The sequence below is a fragment of the Plantactinospora sp. CNZ321 genome (genome assembly GCF_004217235.1).
Genome location: NZ_SHKQ01000001.1, coordinates 1,076,309 through 1,095,943, shown reverse-complemented (window position 1 = coordinate 1,095,943; position 19,635 = coordinate 1,076,309). Strand labels below are relative to the sequence as shown.

General features: G+C 71.1%; 14 protein-coding genes and 2 tRNA genes. 13 read left to right on the top strand and 3 right to left on the bottom strand.

The window, feature by feature from the left end; translation table 11 throughout:
* The first annotated feature begins 239 nt into the window (after positions 1-239).
* The gene (locus tag EV371_RS04775; protein ID WP_130460970.1) at positions 240-1,247 is read left to right on the top strand and encodes a sugar phosphate isomerase/epimerase family protein; all 1,008 of its coding nucleotides are present in this window, start codon (positions 240-242) and stop codon (positions 1,245-1,247) included.
* Positions 1,248-1,387: 140 nt separating this feature from the next.
* Here EV371_RS04775 and EV371_RS04770 read toward each other — a convergent pair whose 3' ends face one another.
* On the bottom strand, positions 1,388-1,870 hold the full coding sequence (locus EV371_RS04770) for a hypothetical protein (RefSeq protein ID WP_130460969.1): 483 nt from the start codon (positions 1,868-1,870) through the stop codon (positions 1,388-1,390).
* 261 nt (positions 1,871-2,131) lie between these two features.
* Here EV371_RS04770 and EV371_RS04765 point away from each other — a divergent pair.
* The 10 genes from EV371_RS04765 to EV371_RS04720 all read left to right on the top strand — a co-directional run bounded on the left by EV371_RS04765 (position 2,132) and on the right by EV371_RS04720 (position 10,671).
* Positions 2,132-2,204, top strand: a tRNA-Asn gene (locus EV371_RS04765).
* Between the two features lie 166 nt (positions 2,205-2,370).
* Positions 2,371-4,500 carry an MMPL family transporter gene (locus tag EV371_RS04760; RefSeq protein ID WP_130460968.1) on the top strand — a complete coding sequence of 710 codons (2,130 nt, stop codon included), beginning with the start codon at positions 2,371-2,373 and terminating at the stop codon, positions 4,498-4,500.
* The gene (locus EV371_RS04755; RefSeq protein ID WP_130460967.1) at positions 4,497-5,840 is read left to right on the top strand and encodes an FAD-dependent oxidoreductase; all 1,344 of its coding nucleotides are present in this window, start codon (positions 4,497-4,499) and stop codon (positions 5,838-5,840) included. Before EV371_RS04760 ends, EV371_RS04755 begins: the two co-directional genes overlap by 4 nt.
* Positions 5,841-6,054: 214 nt before the next feature.
* Positions 6,055-6,131 (top strand) — tRNA-Ile (locus tag EV371_RS04750).
* Positions 6,132-6,495: 364 nt separating this feature from the next.
* A complete protein-coding gene (locus tag EV371_RS04745; RefSeq protein WP_130460966.1) occupies positions 6,496-6,843 on the top strand; it encodes a helix-turn-helix transcriptional regulator in 348 nt (115 codons plus the stop codon).
* A 2-nt stretch (positions 6,844-6,845) separates the two neighbouring features.
* On the top strand, positions 6,846-7,226 hold the full coding sequence (locus EV371_RS04740; RefSeq protein ID WP_130460965.1) for a DUF1048 domain-containing protein: 381 nt from the start codon (positions 6,846-6,848) through the stop codon (positions 7,224-7,226).
* Positions 7,223-8,035, top strand: coding sequence for an ATP-binding cassette domain-containing protein (locus tag EV371_RS04735; protein WP_130460964.1), 813 nt, complete (start codon positions 7,223-7,225; stop codon positions 8,033-8,035). Before EV371_RS04740 ends, EV371_RS04735 begins: the two co-directional genes overlap by 4 nt.
* Positions 8,032-8,796: an ABC transporter permease gene (locus tag EV371_RS04730; RefSeq protein WP_130460963.1), complete on the top strand. Its 765-nt coding sequence runs from the start codon at positions 8,032-8,034 to the stop codon at positions 8,794-8,796. Before EV371_RS04735 ends, EV371_RS04730 begins: the two co-directional genes overlap by 4 nt.
* Positions 8,797-8,929: 133 nt before the next feature.
* On the top strand, positions 8,930-9,307 hold the full coding sequence (locus EV371_RS04725) for a metalloregulator ArsR/SmtB family transcription factor (RefSeq protein WP_130460962.1): 378 nt from the start codon (positions 8,930-8,932) through the stop codon (positions 9,305-9,307).
* The gene (locus tag EV371_RS04720) at positions 9,304-10,671 is read left to right on the top strand and encodes a carboxylesterase family protein (protein ID WP_207230407.1); all 1,368 of its coding nucleotides are present in this window, start codon (positions 9,304-9,306) and stop codon (positions 10,669-10,671) included. The genes EV371_RS04725 and EV371_RS04720 overlap by 4 nt, the downstream gene beginning before the upstream one ends.
* A 23-nt stretch (positions 10,672-10,694) precedes the next feature.
* On the opposite strand, the gene EV371_RS04715 is transcribed toward EV371_RS04720, so the two are convergent.
* Together EV371_RS04715 and EV371_RS04710 are read right to left on the bottom strand one after the other, a co-directional pair.
* Positions 10,695-14,753, bottom strand: coding sequence for an AAA family ATPase (locus EV371_RS04715; protein WP_130460961.1), 4,059 nt, complete (start codon positions 14,751-14,753; stop codon positions 10,695-10,697).
* Positions 14,754-14,768: 15 nt separating this feature from the next.
* Positions 14,769-15,098, bottom strand: a complete 330-nt coding sequence (locus EV371_RS04710; protein ID WP_130460960.1) for a CU044_2847 family protein — start codon at positions 15,096-15,098, stop codon at positions 14,769-14,771.
* Between the two features lie 383 nt (positions 15,099-15,481).
* On the opposite strand from EV371_RS04710, the gene EV371_RS04705 reads away from it, so the two are divergent.
* Positions 15,482-16,159, top strand: coding sequence for a hypothetical protein (locus EV371_RS04705; protein WP_130460959.1), 678 nt, complete (start codon positions 15,482-15,484; stop codon positions 16,157-16,159).
* Positions 16,156-19,629 carry a helicase HerA domain-containing protein gene (locus EV371_RS34080; RefSeq protein ID WP_130460958.1) on the top strand — a complete coding sequence of 1,158 codons (3,474 nt, stop codon included), beginning with the start codon at positions 16,156-16,158 and terminating at the stop codon, positions 19,627-19,629. Before EV371_RS04705 ends, EV371_RS34080 begins: the two co-directional genes overlap by 4 nt.
* The last annotated feature ends 6 nt before the right edge of the window (positions 19,630-19,635 follow it).

Here is a 19,635-nt window from a genome sequence, read left to right as displayed (position 1 = left end):
GCCGGGTCGGGGCTTTCTCGGGCCGGTCGGCAGGGCCTAGAGTGGTCGTGGCGATCCCCGGCGCTGGCCGGCGACCGGGCGGGAGGCGCAACCCGTCCGGCTCAGGTGCGGTTGCGCACGTGCCGACCACACCGCCGGGGGAGTTTCCGCCACCGTTCCGGACGGTCACCCTCGCCCCGGTCCACCGGCGCCGAGCCGGCGCAGTCGCGAATCCCGCGTGACCGACAGGGAGAAAGACCATGGCGCGACCCATCACGCTCTTCACCGGCCAGTGGGCCGACCTACCGTTCGAGGAGGTGTGCCGGCTGGCCTCGGAGTGGGGCTACGACGGGCTGGAGATCGCCTGTTGGGGTGATCACTTCGAGGTCGACAAGGCGCTCGCCGACGACTCGTACGTCGACCGCAAGCGCCAGACGCTGGCCAAGTACAACCTCAAGGTCTGGACGATCTCCAACCACCTGGTCGGGCAGGCGGTCTGCGACCACCCGATCGACGAGCGCCACCGGGACATCCTGCCGGCCCGGATCTGGGGTGACGGGGAGCCGGAGGGGGTCCGGCAGCGGGCCGCCGAGGAGATCAAGGACACCGCCCGGGCGGCGGCGAAGCTCGGCGTCAAGACCGTCGTCGGGTTCACCGGCTCGTCGATCTGGCACACCCTGGCGATGTTCCCGCCGGTTCCGCCGTCGATGATCGAGAAGGGCTACCAGGACTTCGCCGACCGGTGGAACCCGATCCTCGACGTCTTCGACTCCGTCGGGGTGCGCTTCGCGCACGAGGTGCACCCGAGCGAGATCGCGTACGACTACTGGACCACGAAGCGGACCCTGGAGGCGATCGGGCACCGGCCGGCGTTCGGGCTGAACTGGGACCCGTCGCACTTCGTTTGGCAGGAACTCGACCCGGTGAACTTCATCTTCGACTTCGCCGACCGGATCTACCACGTCGACTGCAAGGACGCGAAGGTGCGTACCGGAGACGGGCGGCGGGGCCGGCTCTCGTCCCACCTGCCCTGGGCCGACCTGCGCCGGGGTTGGGACTTCGTCTCCACCGGGCACGGCGACGTGCCGTGGGAGGACTCGTTCCGGGCGCTGAACGCGATCGGCTACGACGGCCCGATCTCGATCGAGTGGGAGGACGCCGGGATGGACCGGCTGGTCGGTGCGCCCGAGGCGTTGCAGTTCGTCCGCCGGCTCGCCTTCGACGCCCCGAGCGCCGCCTTCGACGCCGCGTTCAGCAGCAAGGAGTGAGACGCTCCCGCCGCGAACGGTGCGGGCCGACCCGGGATCGGGTCGGCCCGCACCGTCACGCGGGTTGGTACACCTGCCCACAGGGGCGTGCCCCGGTGCTCAGAGCATCGTTCCCCTGCGCTCGGAGCGTTGTTTCCGGCTCAGAACGTGGTGCCGTTCGTTCCCGACGCCGCCCGGGAGGCGGGGGCGGTCGTCGACGACTTGGTGGTCGAGCCGGCCTTCGCACCCGACCCGGACGTCGTGCCCGATCCGGACGTCGTAGTCGACCCGGACGGGGTGGTCGAGCCGGACTTCGCGCTCGATCCCGTTGAGGTCGACCCGGAGGTCGAACCCGATCCGGCGGCCGCGTCCGGGCGACCGCTGTCGTCGTTGCCCGACTCTGCCGGACTGCCGTTGCCAACGGCGAGCTTCTCGCCGAGCCGGGTGTGACCGAGCCGGTCCTTGCCCTCGGTGTACAGGCGGGAAGCCTGGGCCTGAGCCACCCCGGCCGCCTCCTGCACCGTCGGGTGGTCGAGGACCTTGCGACCCTTGAGAACCAGCTCCTCGTACCTCTCCCGGCCCGCGCGGGCGCCCAGGACGAAGCCCACAGCCAGCCCGCCGACGAACCACAGCTTTCCGCGCATGACGGCTCCTCTCCGTATTCTGACGCGGTCAGCGCCCTCGGTTGTCCCGGTGGGCGACCGTGTCGCGCCTGCGTCATCTGTCCCCAGGCCGGTACCCATCCTCCACCGATGTCATGCCTGCTCGTGGCCCGCCGTGCCGTTTTGTCCAGATATCAGGCATCGGGCGCCGTGCTGACAAACCCGGTAGCCCAGCAGCCCCGGCTGTCCTGTACTCTTGTCCCGTCGCCCGGCGCTGGAGAGATCCGGCGCCGGTCAAAGCGATCCCCCGTAGCTCAATTGGCAGAGCAGCCGGCTGTTAACCGGCAGGTTTTTGGTTCGAGTCCAAACGGGGGAGCTTTTCCAACATCCCGCCCGTCGGCCCCGCCGACGGGCATCGTCGTATCTGGGGCCCGTCCGGCACCGGTCAGCCACGGCGGTCACCTCTTTGGCGTGATGCACCGCGCCCGTACCGGCACGCGCTGGCCGGACGGCGCGCCGGGCACGGAACGGATGGGTGGGAGATGGCTGGATCGCGGCGTCGCGGCGCCATCCTGATCGCCGCCCTGGTCGCCGTCGGCTGGTTGGCGGTCGGTGCGCTGTCGGCGCCGTACCCGGGCAGGCTCAGCGGGGTCGCCACCAACGACAACGCGGTGTTCCTGCCGGCCGACGCCGAGGCCACCCGGGCAGAGCGGCTCGCCGCCGGATTCGTCGAGCGCCAGACCATCCCGGCGCTGGTCGTCTACGTCCGGGACAGTGGCGTCACCGACGCCGACCGGCAGCGGGCCAGCGCGGACGCGACCCGGTTCGCCACCGTACCGGGGGTGGTCGCGCCGCTGCCGCCGCCGGTACCCAGCGCCGACGGCAAGGCGCTCCAGGTGATCGTGCCGGTGGACAACGCCGAGGACGACCGGGCCCGGGCGGCGGTCGACGAACTGCGCCGGATCGCCGGAAAGGGCGACGCCGGCCAGGTCATCGTGGTCGGCGGTCCGGCCGGACTGCTCGGCGACCTGATCGAGGTCTTCTCGTCGCTGCACGGGCCGCTGCTGTTGGTCACCCTCGCCGTGGTACTCGTCATCCTGCTGGTGGTCTACCGCAGCCCGGTGCTCTGGGCCATCCCGCTGCTGGCTGCCGGTCTGTCGTACGCGCTCGCCGCCGTGGCCGTCTACTTCCTGGCCAGGAGCGGCGTGATCACGTTGAACGGACAGGCCCAGGGCATCCTCACCGTGCTGGTCTTCGGGGCCGGCACCGACTACGCCCTGCTGCTGATCGCCCGCTACCGGGAGGAGCTGTCCCGGCACCACGACACCTGGACGGCGATGCTCGCCGCCTGGCGGGGCGCCGCCCCGGCCATCCTCGCCTCCGGCGGCACCGTCATCGCCGGGCTGCTCTGCCTGCTGCTCTCCAGCCTCAGCTCCAACCAGGCCATGGGGCCGGTCGCGGCGCTCGGCATCGGCGCCACCCTGGTGGTGATGTTGACCTTCCTGCCGGCGATGCTGCTGCTCGGTGGGCGGTGGGCGTTCTGGCCCCGGTCGCCGTACGTCGAGCAGACCGCCTCGGTCGGCCGGCTGTGGGAACCGGTCGCGCGCTTCATCGCCCGCCGGGCCCGGCTCGTCTGGGTACTGACCACCCTGGCCCTGATCGTGCTCGGCTTCGGCCTGACCCAGCTCGGCGCCACCCGGCTCGGCCAGTCCGAGCAGTTCACCAACCGGACCGACTCGGTGATCGCCCAGGACGTGATCGACGAGCACTATCCCGGCGGACTGGGCAGCCCGGTCACCATCTTCCCGCTGGCCGGTGCGGCCGACCGGGTGCGGGCGGCGGCCCGCTCCGTACCGGGGGTGGCCGAGGTGCGTACCGTCCCGGCGGACGACGCCAACGCGCCCGGCCCGGCATCCGGGCCGGGCGCGTCCGGCGGCCCACCGAAGGTGGTGGACGGCCGGATCCAGCTCCAGGCCACCCTGACGGCGCCGGCCGACAGCGCCGAGGCGGAGCAGACGGTACGCGAGCTGCGCGTCGCCGTGCACGGGGTGCCGGACGCGGACGCGGTGGTCGGCGGCCCCACCGCGGTCGGCGTGGACATCAACGACGCCACCACCCGGGACCGGAACGTGATCATCCCGGCGGTGCTCGGCGTGATCGCGGTGATCCTGGCCCTACTGCTCCGGGCCCTGCTCGTGCCGATCCTGCTCATCCTGACGGTGGTGCTGTCGTTCCTGGCCACCCTCGGGCTCTGCGCCTTCCTCTTCCGGTACGGCTTCGGCTTCCCCGGCGTCGACGCGTCGTTTCCGCTGTTCGCGTTCGTCTTCCTGGTGGCGCTCGGCATCGACTACAACATCTTCCTGATGAGCCGGGTACGGGAGGAGTCCGTGCGTCAGGGCACCCGGCCCGGAGTGCTGCGCGGGTTGGTGGTCACCGGCGGGGTGATCACCTCCGCCGGATTCGTGCTGGCCGCGACCTTCTCGGCGCTGGCCGTACTGCCGCTGGTGGTCCTGGTCGAGCTGGGGTTGGCGGTCGCCCTCGGCGTGCTGCTGGACACCATCGTCGTACGGTCGCTGCTGGTGCCGGCGTTGACCTACGACATCGGGCCGGCGGTCTGGTGGCCGTCCCGGCTGTCCCGGATCCCCGACCGTCCCGGTCGGGAGGGGACGTGACTGCCGAGCTACCGGCGCAGACCGATGTGGTGATCGTCGGCGGTGGGCTGGCCGGGCTCGCCGCCGCCCGCCGGCTGCACCGCGCCGGCACGCCCTGGCTGCTGGTCGAGGCCGCCGAGCGGCTCGGCGGCCGGGTCGGCACCGACAGCGTGGACGGGTACCTGATCGATCGCGGCTTCCAGGTGGTGAACACCGGCTATCCCCGGCTGTCCGCCCTGGTGGACCTGACCCCGCTCAGGCTCGGCCTCTTCACGCAGGGCGTGATGGTGCGCCGGGGCGAGACCCTGCACCGGATGGCGCACCCGCTGCGGGACCCGTTCGGCGCTGCTCGTACGGTGCTGACCGGCCTCGCCGACGCGGCCGGGGTGGGCCGGCTGGCCAACACCGGGAACGTCGGTCGGGTGGCCGGTGGCGCGCTTGCCGACGTACCCCGGATCAGCAGCGTGGGTCGGGCCGGCGACCGGCTCCGGCTGGCCGCGCTGGCGGCCCGGTGTGCGAGCTACCCGGCGGGCCGGCTGCTCGCGGCCCCGGAGACCAGCACCGAGGCGGCGCTGCGCCGGGCCGGGCTCTCCGACCGGATCGTCGAGGAACTCCTCCGGCCGTTCCTCTCCGGAGTCTTCGGCGAGCGGGAGCTGAGCACCTCCAGCCACGTCTTCGCGATGATCGTCCGGTCCTTCGCCCGGGGCCGGATCGGGCTGCCGGCGGCCGGGATCGCGGCCCTGCCGGAGGCGGTCGCCGCCCCGCTGCCGGAGTCGCTGATCGTCCTCGGCGTCGGCGCCACCTCGCTGCGCCCCGGGCTGGTCCGCACCTCGGCGGGCGCGGTCCGCTGCCGGGCCGTACTCGTCGCCACCGACCCGGCCACCGCGAGCGTCCTGCTGCCATCCCTCGGCCGGGTACGCATGAACGCCCTGACCACCTACTACCACTCGACGGTCGAACCCCCGCTGGAGGAACCGATCCTGCTGCTCGACGGGGACCGACGGGAACTCGTCGCGAACACGGTCGTGGTCAGTCGCGCCGCGCCGTCGTACGCCCCGGCCGGGCGGCACCTGGTGGCGACCTCGGTGGCCGGTCCGACGGCGCCGCCGGAGCCGCTGGTCCGGGCCGAACTCGCCCGACTGTACGGCCGCCCGGTCGACGACTGGGAGCACCTGACCACCGTCCCGGTGCCGGAGGCGCTGCCGGCCGCGTTGCCGCCGCAGGGACGGCTGCGCAAGCCGGTGGCGCTGGGGGAGGGACTCTTCGTGGCCGGGGACCACCGGGGGAGCCCGTCCGCGCAGGGAGCGCTGGCCAGCGGCTGGCGGGCGGCCGGGGCGATCAACCGGTACCTGGAGGGCTGATCCCGCCCGCACCGGTCGCGGACCCGACCGGCCGCTCGCCGGTCACCCGATGTCGATGCCGGTTGGTATTCTCGCCGTGCCGGAACCGCCGAGGCGGTGTCGAACCGGTGAGATCCGGTGTGCCGGAGACGGCTGATTCGATCTTCACTGGTGGACGCCACACGTCGATGTCGGCCGACGCTGTGCCGGAGTTACTATTTTCGGCGCCAGTTGGGGGGCGGTAGCTCAGCAGGTTAGAGCAGGGGACTCATAATCCCTCGGTCGCGGGTTCGAGTCCCGCTCGCCCCACCAAGACCGTGACCTGCTGTTGTGCCGCTGCGGCTTTGCCATTACGCGAACCAGTGCCGTGGTCGGCGCTCGGCTTGGTGGGCGTTGTGCTGTCTTCCGGCGGACTGCGATTTGGCAAGCGCAACCGACCGAGTCGGGTGTTGCCGGCTCATCCCCGGTGGCGGTGCATCACCGGAATCCCGTCCTCGGCCAGCTCGACCCGATCCGCCACCAGGCCGTCCAAGCCCAGCGGCAGGGTCAGCACGCGGTGGGCTCCGGTCCGAGTGCCCGGTTCTGAGACCCCTCGGTATTCAGCGTTGCTATCTACCGGTACCTAGTGTTACTGTATACCGGTAGTCAGCGCTGCTTAGTAGCGAAGGGTGGCGGCATGGGCAACCAGATGACCGAGATGCTGAAGGGCACTCTCGAAGGCATCGTCCTGGCGATCCTGGCCCGCAGATCCGCGTACGGCTACGAGATCACCGCGTGGCTGCGCGACCGCGGATTCTCGGACATCGCGGAAGGCACCATCTACGCGCTGCTCGTCCGGGTCGAGCAGCGCGGGTTCGTGGACGTGGAGAAGGTTCCCTCCGAGAAAGGCCCCCCGCGGAAGGTGTACTCGCTCAACGCGAAGGGGCGGGAGCAACTCGCCGAGTTCTGGAGGACGTGGAGCGTCCTCGCGGAACGCATCGAGCAACTCCACCACAACGACCATCGACAGGACGAAGGAGCATGAGCATGGCTGCGAAGTGGATCGAGACGCTTGTCGGGTCGCTTGAGCAGAAGAAGCAGTACAAGTACCACATGGCCCGCATGGAGGCCCTGCCGGAGCCCTATCGCAGCGCGGCCAAGGCCCTTCAGCGGTACTTCATGTACCACGGAGGGATTCTCGACGGGGACACGCTCGTCACGATGCTCGGCGACTTCGTCGACCTCTGGGAGCGTGCGGTCGCCGACGGAACGCCGGTCCGGGCGGTCGTCGGCGACGACCCGGTCGAGTTCGCCGAGACGTTCCTGCAGGCGTACTCCGGCAAGCAGTGGATAGACAGGGAACGCGAGCGCCTCCGGAAGGCGATCGACGCCGCCGCCGGCGGAAACGGCGAGGAGAAGGGTGCATGACGACCAGGACGCGCGAACCCGCGATCAGGGTGCGGGCCATCACAAAGTCCTACCAGGACCTACCCGTGCTGCGGGGCGTCGACCTCGACGTGGCATCCGGGAGTATCCTCGCTCTGCTCGGCTCGAACGGCGCCGGAAAGACCACGCTGGTACGGATCCTGTCGACGCTGCTCAAGGCGAACGCCGGCACCGCGACCGTGCACGGCTTCGACGTCGCCTCGGCCCCGGGCGACGTACGCAAGTCGATCAGTCTGACCGGCCAGTTCGCCGCAGTCGACGAAGTGCTCACCGGCCGGGAGAATCTGGTCCTGGTCGCGAAGCTCCGCCATCTGAGGAACCCGGGTGTGATCGCCGACGACATGCTCGCCCGCTTCTCCCTCACTGATGCCGGGAGTCGCCGGGCGGCGACGTACTCGGGCGGCATGCGCCGGCGGCTGGACATCGCGATGAGCCTTGTCGGCAACCCGCCGGTCGTATTCCTCGACGAGCCGACCACCGGCCTCGACCCGCAGGCCCGCATCGAGGTCTGGCAGACGGTGAAGCAGCTCGCCAGGGATGGTGTGACCATCCTGCTGACCACCCAGTACCTCGACGAGGCCGAGCAACTCGCCGACCGGATCGCGATCCTGCACAAGGGCAAGATCATCCAGAACGGCACTCTCGCCGAGCTGAAGCAGCTCCTTCCGCCCGCCACGATCGAGTACGTCGAGAAGCAGCCGACCCTCGAGGACATCTTCCTGGCCCTCGTCGGCGACACCGGTGACGCCGCCGGCAAGGCAGCCGGGTCGGGAGGAGAGGAATCACGATGACCGCCCACGCCCTGAGTGACACCGGAACCCTCACCGGCCGCTCTCTGCGGCACATCCTCCGCAGCCCGGACACCATCATCACCACAGCGGTCACCCCGGTCGCGCTGATGCTGCTTTTCGTGTACGTGCTGGGCGGAGCCATCAACACCGGATCCGACGAGTCGTACATCGACTACATGCTTCCGGGCATCCTGCTCATCACGATCGCATCCGGCATCGCCTACACGGCGTACCGCCTCTTCCTCGACATGCGGGGCGGCATCTTCGAGCGCTTCCAGTCGATGCCGATCCCGCGACCTTCCGTGCTCTGGGCGCATGTCCTGACCTCGCTCGTCGCCAACCTGGCCTCGATCGTGATCGTCACAGGCGTCGCGCTGATCATGGGGTTCCGCACCGGCGCCTCCGTAGCGGACTGGCTCGCTGTCGCCGGCGTCCTGATCCTGTTCACCCTCGCCCTCACCTGGATCGCCGTGATAGCGGGGCTGTCCGCCAAGACCGTCGACGGCGCGAGCGCCTTCAGCTACCCGCTGATCTTTCTGCCCTTCATCAGCTCGGCGTTCGTTCCCACCGACTCGATGCCTGGCCCCGTCGCCTGGTTCGCCGAGAACCAGCCGGTGACGTCCATCGTCGATACTCTCCGCGCGCTGTTTGCGCAGCAACCCGTCGGCGCCGACATCTGGATCGCCCTCGCCTGGTGTGCCGGCACGCTCGTGGCCGCCTACGCCGCCGCGACAGCGATCTACCGCAAGAAGATCAGCTAGCCGATCGCACGAAGGCAGCGCCGCATCCACAGGAATGCGCCGCTGTCTTCGTGCGTAGTTCCGTCTTGTGCGGGATTGGCTTGGATCGGCGGCCTCCTAACGTACCATCGCGCTCAGGGGCTATCATCGCCAGATGGCGATGACAGATGGGGAGTGCGTGACCGCGAACATCGCGGCCGGGATGACTCCGGCGGTGGCCCTGTTCCGGTCGTTGGCCGACGAGACGCGGCTCCGGATCGTGCGGCGGCTCACCGCGGGTGAGGCGCGGGTCGTGGACCTGACCACCGAACTCGGGATGGCCCAGTCGACCGTCTCCAAGCACCTGGCCTGCCTTCGCGACTGTGGCCTGGTGGACTACCGCACCGAGGGCCGGCAGTCGTTCTACACGCTGACCCGTCCGGAGTTGATGGATCTGCTCCAGGCCGCCGAGGGTGTGCTCGCGGCGACCGGTTCGGCGGTCGAGCTGTGCCCCAGCTATGGTGCTGCTGGCTTCGAGACGGTGACCGGATGAGTCCGCGAGACCGGATGAGCGCGAACGACGGTGCCGGTTCAGTGGGTGACCCGGCCGAGCGACGCTTCGGGCTCAAGACCGGAGTCGTCGTGGGGCTGGCCGACGACGATGTGGTGCGGGCGCTCGGCATCCCGTACGCGGAGGCGGCGCGGTTCGCTCCTCCCGTCCAGGTCACCCGATACGACGCACCGGTCAACGCGTTCCGGCGGGCCCCGGCCGCGCCGCAACTGCCGCCGAAGCTCTTCGCCCGGTTGATCGGCGACGACGACCTGGGCACGGACGAGAACTGCCAGCGGCTCTCGGTCACCGCTCCGGCCGATCTCGGCGCCGACGAGCGGCTGCCGGTGTTGGTCTGGATCCATGGCGGCGGCAACGTCGCCGGTGCCGGTGATTTCGCACACTACGATCCGCGTGCGTTGGTGGTCGAACAGCGCGTGATCGTCGTCACCGTCACCTATCGCCTCGGGATGCTCGGCTTCCTCGGCGACGGCGCCGAGGTGCCGGCAAACCTCGGCCTGCTCGACCAGTTGACGGCCCTGCGGTGGATCCGGGACAACATCAGCGCGTTCGGCGGCGACCCCGATCTGGTCACGGTCTTCGGCCAATCCTCGGGCGCCGCCGCCATCGCGTACCTGATGATCAGCGACGGCGCCGAGGGTCTGTTCCGGCGGGCGATCATGCAGAGCGCCCCACTGGCCGTCGCGGCGGGCCGGGCCGCCATGACCGAGGCGATGCTCGCGGCGGTCGGTGTGCTGTCGCGGGACGCCCCGGTCGAGGAGATCCTCGCGCTGCAGCCGGTGGCCGAGCGGGCGGCGCGGGGACATGGGATGGCGAGCAGAATGCCGTTCGACGTGCAGCCGGGTCTTCCGCCGGTGCCGGATGGGGCCGAGCGGGACGCGGCATCGCGGGAGGCGGCCGGGCGGGTCGATGTCCTGATCGGCTGCACGCTGGAGGAGACCGGGGTGATCGGGGCACTGGTGCCAGCCCTGAACGGAGTGTTCCGGTTGCCGGTGCTCGGTCACGTCGTGCGGCGACTGATCGTCACGCCGTCCACCCGCAGCATGTACGAAACGCCCGCCCGACAGTTCGTCGCCCGGCACCGGGCCGCTGGCGGTCGCGCGTACCGGTACCGCATGACCTGGCGGCCGGACGACAACGGGTACGGCGCCGCACACCTCACCGACCTGCCACTCCTGCTTGGCACCCGCCAGGCGTGGGAAGGAGCGGCACTGCTCGGGTCGGCCGACTGGGCCGATGTGGACCGCCGCGGTCGCGTCGTTCGCCGCATCTGGGCCGAGTTTGCCCGTACCGGCACGGTGCCGGACGTCGGGGAGAGCGACACGATCAGCCTTTTGCCGGACTGACCGCCGGTGGGCGGGCGCGCCGATCACCGGAATGCCAGCGCGAGCAACCCCTGATCCAGACCCACCAGCAGGGTGTCGCCCACCGTGCAGCAGGCGAGGGCCGGATGGTAGACCGGGATCTTCCGCAGCATCCGGCCGGTCATCGGATCCCAGATTCGCACCGTACGGTCCCGGCTGGTCGATGCGACCAGGTCCCGGCCGCCGACCCGCACCAGGCTCAGCCCGGTCACCGCGGCGGTGTGCCCGATGAACCACCGGACCGGTTGACCCTGTTCGGCGTCCCACATCCGGATGGTGTGGTCCGCGCTGCCCGACACCAGCGCTGGCCGGCCGGCCACGGTGACACCGCAGAGCGCGTTCACGGCATCCTGGTGGCCCTGCTGGGTCCAGAGCGGTGCGTCGCCACCGCCCCACAGCATCACGGTGCCGCTCTTGTCCGCCGAGGCGAGCGCCTCGACGCCCCGCCAGTCGACCGTGGCCAACGCCGTCACCCAGGCGCGGGTGACGTGGCCGAGCAGGACCTTGCGTACGCCGCCGGTGTGCGGGTGCCACAACCGGATGGCCTGGTCGTCCCCGGCGGAGGCGACCAGGCACTCGCCCCGCACCACGATCGGGCAGATCGCCGCGACCCGGTCGTGGTGTTCGGTCATCTCCCGCACCGGCGAGCCGTCCCGGACGTCCCAGGACTCGACCACGTTGTCGTCGTGGGCGGTGAGGACCAGCGGCTCCTCGTCGTCGGCCACCGCGCAGATCGCGTTGACCGCCCCGCCTGACGTGCTGAACTCCCGTACCCGCTCGCCGGTGTCGACGTCCCAGAAGCGCACCTGGCCGTCGCCGTCACCGGAGGCGACCAGCGTCGACCCCTCGCCCGGGACTCGGCAGAGCGCGCGTACCGATCCGAACCTGTCCTGGTCGGCGACCGTGTCGGGCGGTTGACCTCCGGCCGGATCCCACAGCCGGACCGTGCCGTCGTCTCCGGCGGTGGCCAGCATCCGGTCCTTCGCCGTCCGCAGTTCGCAGACCGCGCGGATCCAGTTCGCGTGCCCGCGCAGGCTCGGCCGCTGCGTCCAGGTCGGTACCTCCCACAGCCGGATGAGCCCGTCCTCACCGGTGGTGACCAGCAGACAACCGCCGTCGACGTCGACCGTGCAGAGGTCGGTCACCGGCCCGCCGGTGTCGAGGACCCGGACGCACCGGCCGGTCAACGGATCCCACAGCCGTACGGTGCCGTCGTAGCCCGCCGAGGCGAGCAGGGTGCCGCCGGGGGCGCGGACCGCGTACAGCGTGGTGACCCATCCGGTGTGGCCGGCGAGCACCCGTGTCGGCTCGGCATCGGCGGTCGGCTCCCAGATCCGGACCAGGCCGTCGTAGCCGGCGGACGCCAGCAGGTGGCGGTCACCGGCCGGCAGGTAGGTCACCGCCGTCGCCCAACCGGCGTGCCCGGCCAGCACGTACCGGGCGGAGCCGGTTGCCGGGTCCCAGACCCGTACCGTCCGGTCGTCCCCGGCCGAGGCGAGCAGGTCGCCGCCGGGGAGCGGAATGGCGCAGATGTTGCGTACCCAGTCGCCGTGCCCGAGCAGCTCGTGCCGGCGGTGGCCGGTCCGCGGCTCCCAGAGGCCGATCGTGCCGTCGTGGCTGGCGGTGGCGATCAACACCTCGTCGTCACCGGTCCGGACCGCGCACACCCCGCGGATCGTGTCGTCGTGGCAGGTGAAGACCTGCTCGGCCTGGTTGGTCAACGGATCCCAGAGCCGGACGGTGCCGTCGTCACCGACGGAGGCGAGCAACCGTCGACTGTCGACCTCGACGGCGGCGACGTCGTAGACGGCTTGGGAGTGCCCGTCCAGCACACTGCGTTCCTGTCGAGGTGGGGTGTGTGCCCACCGGGCACGGTACGGCGCGGCGTTGGCCACGATCCCGCTGCCGAGCCGGTCGAGGCGGTCGACGACCGAGAAGAGTGCGGCCCGCTCGGCCGGCCCCGCCGCCACCGCCAGCGGGGTGCGCTGCAACAGCTTCGCCCGGGCGGCCGGCAGCGGCGCCATCGGGGCCCGCTCCGCGTCGGCGACCGTGAGCAACCGGTCCAGGTGGGCGTGCAGCAGGTAGTCCTCGTCGGCGAGCAGCCGCTCGACGAGCCCGGCCCGGACGGCGTGCTGGGGCAGCGACCGCAGCAGGTAGTCCGGTGCGTCCGCCCAACCGGCGGCGCCGGCCAGATCCGTCCAGGCGGAGACCAGCCGCTGCTGGTCGCCGCGGCGGGAAGCGCGGGCGTCGCGGTCGGCGAGCAGCGCGTCGTTGAGGGCCTGGTGGAAAAGCCGGTACGCGGGCTGCGCCCCGCTGCCCGTCTCGACCAGGAAGTTCGCCGCCGAGGTACAGGCGAAGGTGCCGAGTTCCGCCTCGGTGACCGTTCCGCCGAGGGCCGCTGTCGCGGTCTGCCACAGGGACAGCGGCAGCCCGGGCGTCTCGGCGTACGCCAGGGCGGTCAGCGCCAGCCGGGCGGGTGTCGAGCCGGCCGCCGGCAGGCCCGATAGGTAGGCGTCCAGCGCGTGTGCCACGGTGGCGGTGAACGACACCGAGGCCGGATCGACGGGTGCGGTGTCACGCAGCGCGTGTGCCCGGGCGACGAGGCCGGCGACCAGGAAGTTTCCCTTCGCCAGGGCGGCTATCCGGCGGGCGAGCGGCGCCGCCACGGTGGCGGCGGCGTACGGGTTGGCCGGCCGCTCGGCGCCGAGCAGTTGCAGGGTCGCCTGGGCGTAGTCGGCGAGGTCGGCTTCGGCGAAGTACTCCGGGGTGTCCAGATCGACCAGTTCGGCGTCGTCGCCGAAGCAGGCGATCAGATCGCCCCGGTCGTCACAGCGACGGGTGCCGACCACCACCCGAATCCCGTACCGGCCGCAGTTGCGGACCAACGCCAGCAGGATGTCGTCGACGACCACCCGCGCATCGCCTGGGTCCGCCGTCTCGTCGAGCGCATCGATGATCAGGGTGAACCGGCTACGCCGGCCGTGCAGCCGCTCGCGTACCGCCGGCATCAGGTCGGCGGGTGCGCCGGGCAGGTCGACGGCGACCGCCCGGGCGATCTCCCGCGCCACCTCGACGGCGGTCTTGCCCTTGGCGTGCACGGCGCAGGAGACCGAGCCGATCGAGGCTTGGATGGCGGCGTCAGCGCCGGACAGGGATGCCCGGATCTGTCGGTCGGCGGTGGTGACGATCCGGCCGAGGACGGCGGACTTTCCCACGCCGGGCGATCCGGTGACGATCAGTGCCCGGGTTACCGGTGCCGGGCGATCGATCCAGTCGACGATCCGGCGCAGGGCCGCGGTGCGGCCGCGGAACCGGGCGCCACCCTCGGTGTCGACCGCCACGCCCCTGGCCCGAGGCAGCCAGTGCCGACCGGCTTCCCCGTCCCTGCGCAGCGTCCAGCCCCAGGCAGAGAGCGCGGCGTCATCGGCGTCCTCGGCCCGCCAGGCGGAGAGCGTCCGCAGCTTCATCTCGGGTAGCTGTTCGTCGGCGTAGTAGAGCGTCACGGCCTGGCCCTTGCCCTGGGCGTCCGCGGAGACCACGACCCCGATCACCGCCTGGTACTCCGGGGACCAGACGGCACCGCCGCTGAACCCCTTGCCGAGCACGCCCCCGGCGTCGCCGTTGACCATCACGTGTCCCCAGCCACCGACCTCGGTCAGGGTCCCGGTGACCGGGCTGCCGCCGGTGATTCCCCGCGGGAACCCGTACGTCCAGAAGGGGCGCCCGACGAGCGGTTTCGGTCGCAGACAGCGGAGTCGTGCCGGTACGACGGTGGCCGGGACGGGCTCGACCAGTTCGAGGACGACCAGGTCGACGTGCGCCGCCCGCTTGCCGTCGTGCAGGCACTGCCGGACCCTGCGCCGGTCGAAGTAGTTGACCCTCGACGCGAGGGGAAAGCTGACCCAGAGATCGTCGTAAAGGCCGCCGTTGGCCGCGAACGCCACGTGGTGACAGGTGAGGACGAGGTTCGTGTCGATGACGATGCCGGCGCCGACCGGCGTGTCCTGGTTCTCTCCCCGATGGAGGGCGACTGCCCACGGGCTGTCCTCAGGGACTGCTGCCACCGGCCACTCCGTCCGTCAGTGCCCCGGCCCGGTGTCGCTCTGCACGGATCCGCGCGGATGCCAGTGCAGAGTGACTTCGAAGTTTCCTTCCGTGGTCGCCCGGGCGACCACCCAGTTCGCCGTCCCGGTCGCCTTGACTCCGAACTTCACCTCGACCGCGTCGGGGGAGACCGCCTTCACCTGCTCCAGCAACTCCTTGGCGGCGGCCAGCGCCGGTGCGGCGGCCTCCCGTACCCAGCCGGCGACATCGCCGACCCCGGCGGGCTGGAAACCCGCGGGCGGTTCTACCTCGATCAGCGCGACCGTCTTGTCGTCCACCTGGTAGCGGACCACCTCAGACTGCACCGGTAACCTCCGTGGCTGGTCCGGCGGAAAGGGACGAACGAGGGTTTCGGCGCGCCGCGATCGCCGATTCGGCCCCCTCGCCGATCAGCCATGCTCCCCCCTGTCTCCGATATTTGGCAACGGGCGAATACATGATCACGAACCATCGCTCCGAACAGGTGTTTCAGGCACCCCCTTCGGGCTGCATTACTGAAGATCCACTCAATCGGCGGTGTCAGTTATCTGCGTCCCTGCACGTGACCTTGCGCTTGCCCGGTGGCGTCGGCAGAATCGGCGCGGGCACGGGTCACCCCGTTGCCAGACCCGGATCACCGGCCACCCCCTGAGTCTTCGCTCAACCCCGTGTGCCTGGTCGAAGACTCGTGCCACAGAGGAGCATCCGCATGTCGGAAAAGGAACTGACGCTCGTTGACCGGTGCATTCTCGTCACATTAATGATCAAGGCCACCCCGCTGCCGCAGACCTATTTCACCAACATCGCGGGGATCGGCCTGAAAGCGGAGCATCGCCGCAGACTGCTCTCCCGCGAACTGATCGAGGTCACCGAGAAACCGATCACGTTGGCCCTGACTGACGAGGGATGGCGCCGGGCAGCCGAGGAACTGGGCGCGGAGGCGCCGAGGGGCGCGGGCAGCACCGGTGGAGCCCTCTACGTCGCACTCGACTTCCTGCGCCGGCTCATCGACCATTCGGGCACCCGGGCCGACGACCTGTTCCGGTTGCAGATCAGCGGCGGTGACGTCGTCTCGGCGCTGGCCGCCGCCCCGCCGCCGGCCCCCGGCCCGGCACCGGACCGGGACGCCGACGTGGCGACGATGGTGCGGCGGACCTACCAGGAACTGGCGGGCAGGCCCGGCGACTACGTGATGCTCTCCGAGCTGCGCTCCGCGCTCGGCGACCTGCCCCGTGCGGAGGTGGACGCCGCCCTGGTCCGGCTGAACCGGGAGCGGAACGTCCACCTTGTCCCCGAGTCCAACCAGAAGGTACTCCGGCCGGAGGAGCGGGCCGCCGCAGTGAACATCGGCAACCAGGACAAGCACCTCATCGCCATCTCGTCATGATCACGGAGGAGGAGCAGAGGGCACTGGCCGCGCTGCGGTTCAACTGGGCTCCGACCCCGGACGACGTCTGGAAACCGACGCCGTTCCACGTCGAGGGCCTGCACCGCGACATCACCGGGATGGTGCTGGACAGCGTCGCGGAGGCGGACGACAGCGCCGACTCCAGCCCGGTGGGCGTGGCCATCCTCGGCCAGCGGGGCACCGGCAAGACCCACCTGCTCGGCGTGGTGCGCCAGCAGGTGCAGCGGCGGGGTGGCTTCTTCTTCCTGGTCAGCCTGCTGGAGGCGAGCGCGTTCTGGCGCAGCACCGCGATGTCGATGCTGGCGGACTTCGCCAGGCCGATGCCGGACGGTACGACGCAGCTGCGCACGTTCCTGCGCGGCCTGGCGGATCTGGTCGGCGCCCAGCGGGCGGTACGCCGGGCGGTCACCGGGGACACCGAACTCAGCCGACCCGCGCTCGACGCCTTCGTCGACCTGATCCGTAAGACGAACCGGCAGATCGGCACCGAATGCCAGGACACCGCCCGCGCGCTGGTGCTCTACGCCGCAGAGTCCCCCGCCCTGCAGGACATCGGCTACGACTTCCTCTGCTCCAGCGACGAGGAGGAGCCGGGCTCGCGCGCGACCTGGGGCGTACGGCGGAACAAACGGGCACCCCAGGAGGTGGTCCGGGACGCGTCCCGGTTGCTGGCCATGGTCGGCCCGACGGTGATCGCCATCGACCAGATCGACCTGATGGTCGCGCAGTCCGTCAAGACGACGCACGCCGACGCCAGGGGTGAGACCGACTGGCAGACGTCGCTGCTCTTGGAGCAGATCGCCAGCGGTCTGATGTCGTTGCGGGAAACCACCCGGCGATCGCTCTCGGTCGTCTCCTGCCTGCCGCAGACCTGGCAGAACGTGAAGGAGCAGGCCACCGACACGGTGCAGGACCGGTTCCGGGAAGCCGTCTGGCTCAAGGAGATCCCCTCCACCGAGGTCGGGCGGGAGTTGGTCGAGAAGCGGTTCGCGATGGCCTTCGGTGAGCTGGGTTTCCGGCCGGCGTACCCGACCTGGCCGGTCCACCCCGCCGCGTTCGACGAGGTGGTCGACTTCACCCCACGCGAGTTGCTGCGCCGGATCGACACGCACGTCCGGGCCTGCCTCGCGGCCGGCGAGGTACGGGAACTCACCCACCTGCTGCACTCCGCCGACGACCGGGCGAACGTCGACGCCACACCGGCCCCGGCGGTCCGTACGCCACCGGCCGGCAGCCGACCGGACGAGTTCGGCAAGATCGACACCAGGTACGCGGAGTTGATCGCCGCTGCCGATCCCGAGCCCGCCGTAGTCCAGCAGTCCGAGGACTCCCGGGTCCCGGTGCTCCTCCAGGCCGGGCTGACCGCGTGGATAGCCGAGCAGGGCGCCGCTGCGGAGGAGTTCAGCCTCGACCCGCTCCCCGCCGGTGGGAAACCGGCCCTGCACGCACGGTTGCGCCACAGCCTCGACGAGGCGAGCGAGGACGAGGAACACTGGTCCTTCCGGGCGATCTCCGCGCCGCACCACATCGCCGCGCTCAACCGGATCCGCAACGCGATCACCACCGCCGGGCTCACCGAGGGGGTCGCCAAGCGCAGGCTCTTCCTGCTGCGCAGCGCGCCGTGGTCGGCTGGCGCCCGTACCCGGGAGGTGCTGGACGCCTTCGAACGGGCCGGCGGCCGGACGATCGCCTTTCCCGCCGCGGACGTCAGCCGACTTGCGGCCCTGGAGCAGCTCATCCAGCACTTCGGGCTGGAGAGCCTGCGGCCGTGGTTCGCGGACCGGCGACCCGCCGCGGAGATCACCTGTCTGCGGGAGGCGTTGGCCAGCGGGCGCGACGCGGTCGGGGAGCCAGGGCAACCGCTCGTCGCGGGGCCGGATCCAGGGCCCGAGCCGCGGCCATCGGTCGATCTCGGTGAGCGGCTCCCGTCGGTGTCGGCGCCGCAGCCCGAATCCGGATCGGGCCCGCCTTCGCCGGCCCGGGCGGTCGGTCGGGCGTCGGTTCCGGCGGCGCCGCGATCCTCCGCGATCGTGCCCCAGCCTGCCGAGCCGGCCGCGGCTGGGACCGTGCCCCAGCCTGCCGAGCCGGCCTCGGCTGGGACCGTGCCCCAGCCTGCCGAGCCGGCCTCGGCTGGGACCGTGCCCCGGTCGACCGAGACGGAGTCCGAGCCGATCGACCTGGCTCGTGGATCCCGGCTGGTCGCCTGGATCGATCCGCACCAGCTGGCACTCGGCACGGTCGCCGGGCGATCCGATCCGGTGCGGATCGGCCTGGAGTCACTGCGCCGCCACATGGTCGTCTTCGCCGGCTCCGGCTCCGGAAAGACCGTCCTGCTCCGCCGGTTGATCGAGGAGTGCGCCCTGCGCGGCGTCTCCGCCATCGTCCTCGACCCGAACAACGATCTGGCCCGGCTCGGCGAGGCGTGGCCAGTGCAGCCGACCGGGTGGGGGCCGGACGACGCGGACCGGGCGGCGGCGTACCTGTCCGGGACGGATGTCGTGATTTGGACACCGGGCCGGCAGAGCGGCCGGCCGCTGACCTTCCAACCGCTGCCCAGGTTCGCGGACGTGCTCGACGACCCGGACGGGTTCACCGGGGCGGTAAACGCCGCCGTCGCCACGCTCGCCCCGCACGCCCGGGTCGACGGCGGCACGGACAAGGCGCGGCTCGGCCGGGCCGTGCTGCGCGAGGCCCTAGTCAGCTACGCCCGGACCGGCGCCAACGACGTGCGCGAGTTCACCGAGGTACTCAACGAGCTGCCGGACGGGGTGAGCCAGCTCGACGGCGCACCGAAACTGGCGGCGAGCATGGCGCAGCTGCTCAAGGCCGCACAGATAAACGACCCGCTGTTCGGCGGTGCCGGCGCGCCCGTGGATCCTGGTGAGCTACTCACCCCGGCGCCGGGCCGGCGCGCCCGGGTGTCGGTGATCAGTTTTGTCGGGTTGCCCGACGATCAACAGCGGCAGAGCTTCGTCAACCAGCTCCAGCTGGCGCTCTTCACCTGGATCAAGCGCCACCCGGCCGGTGACCGGCCGCTCGGCGGGCTCTTCGTGATGGACGAGGCACAGACTTTCGCCCCGTCCGGGGCCGTCACCGCCTGCACCCAGAGCACCCTGGCGCTGACCTCACAGGCCCGCAAGTACGGACTCGGCCTGGTCTTCGCCACGCAGGCGCCGAAGGCACTGCACAACCAGATTCCCGGCAACGCCGCCACCCAGTTCTTCGGGCTGCTGACCGCACCGGTCCAGATCGAGGCGGCCCGGGACGTGGCCAGAGCGAAGGGCGTCGACATCGCCGACGTCGGCAAGCTGCGGACCGGCCAGTTCTACTCCGGGGTCGAGGGCGGCCGTTTCGTCAAGATGCAGGCGCCGCTGTGCTTGACCCATCATCCGCGCAGCCCGCTGACGACCGAGGAGGTCGTCCGCCGCGCGGCCGTGCCGGCAAGGTGATGTCGA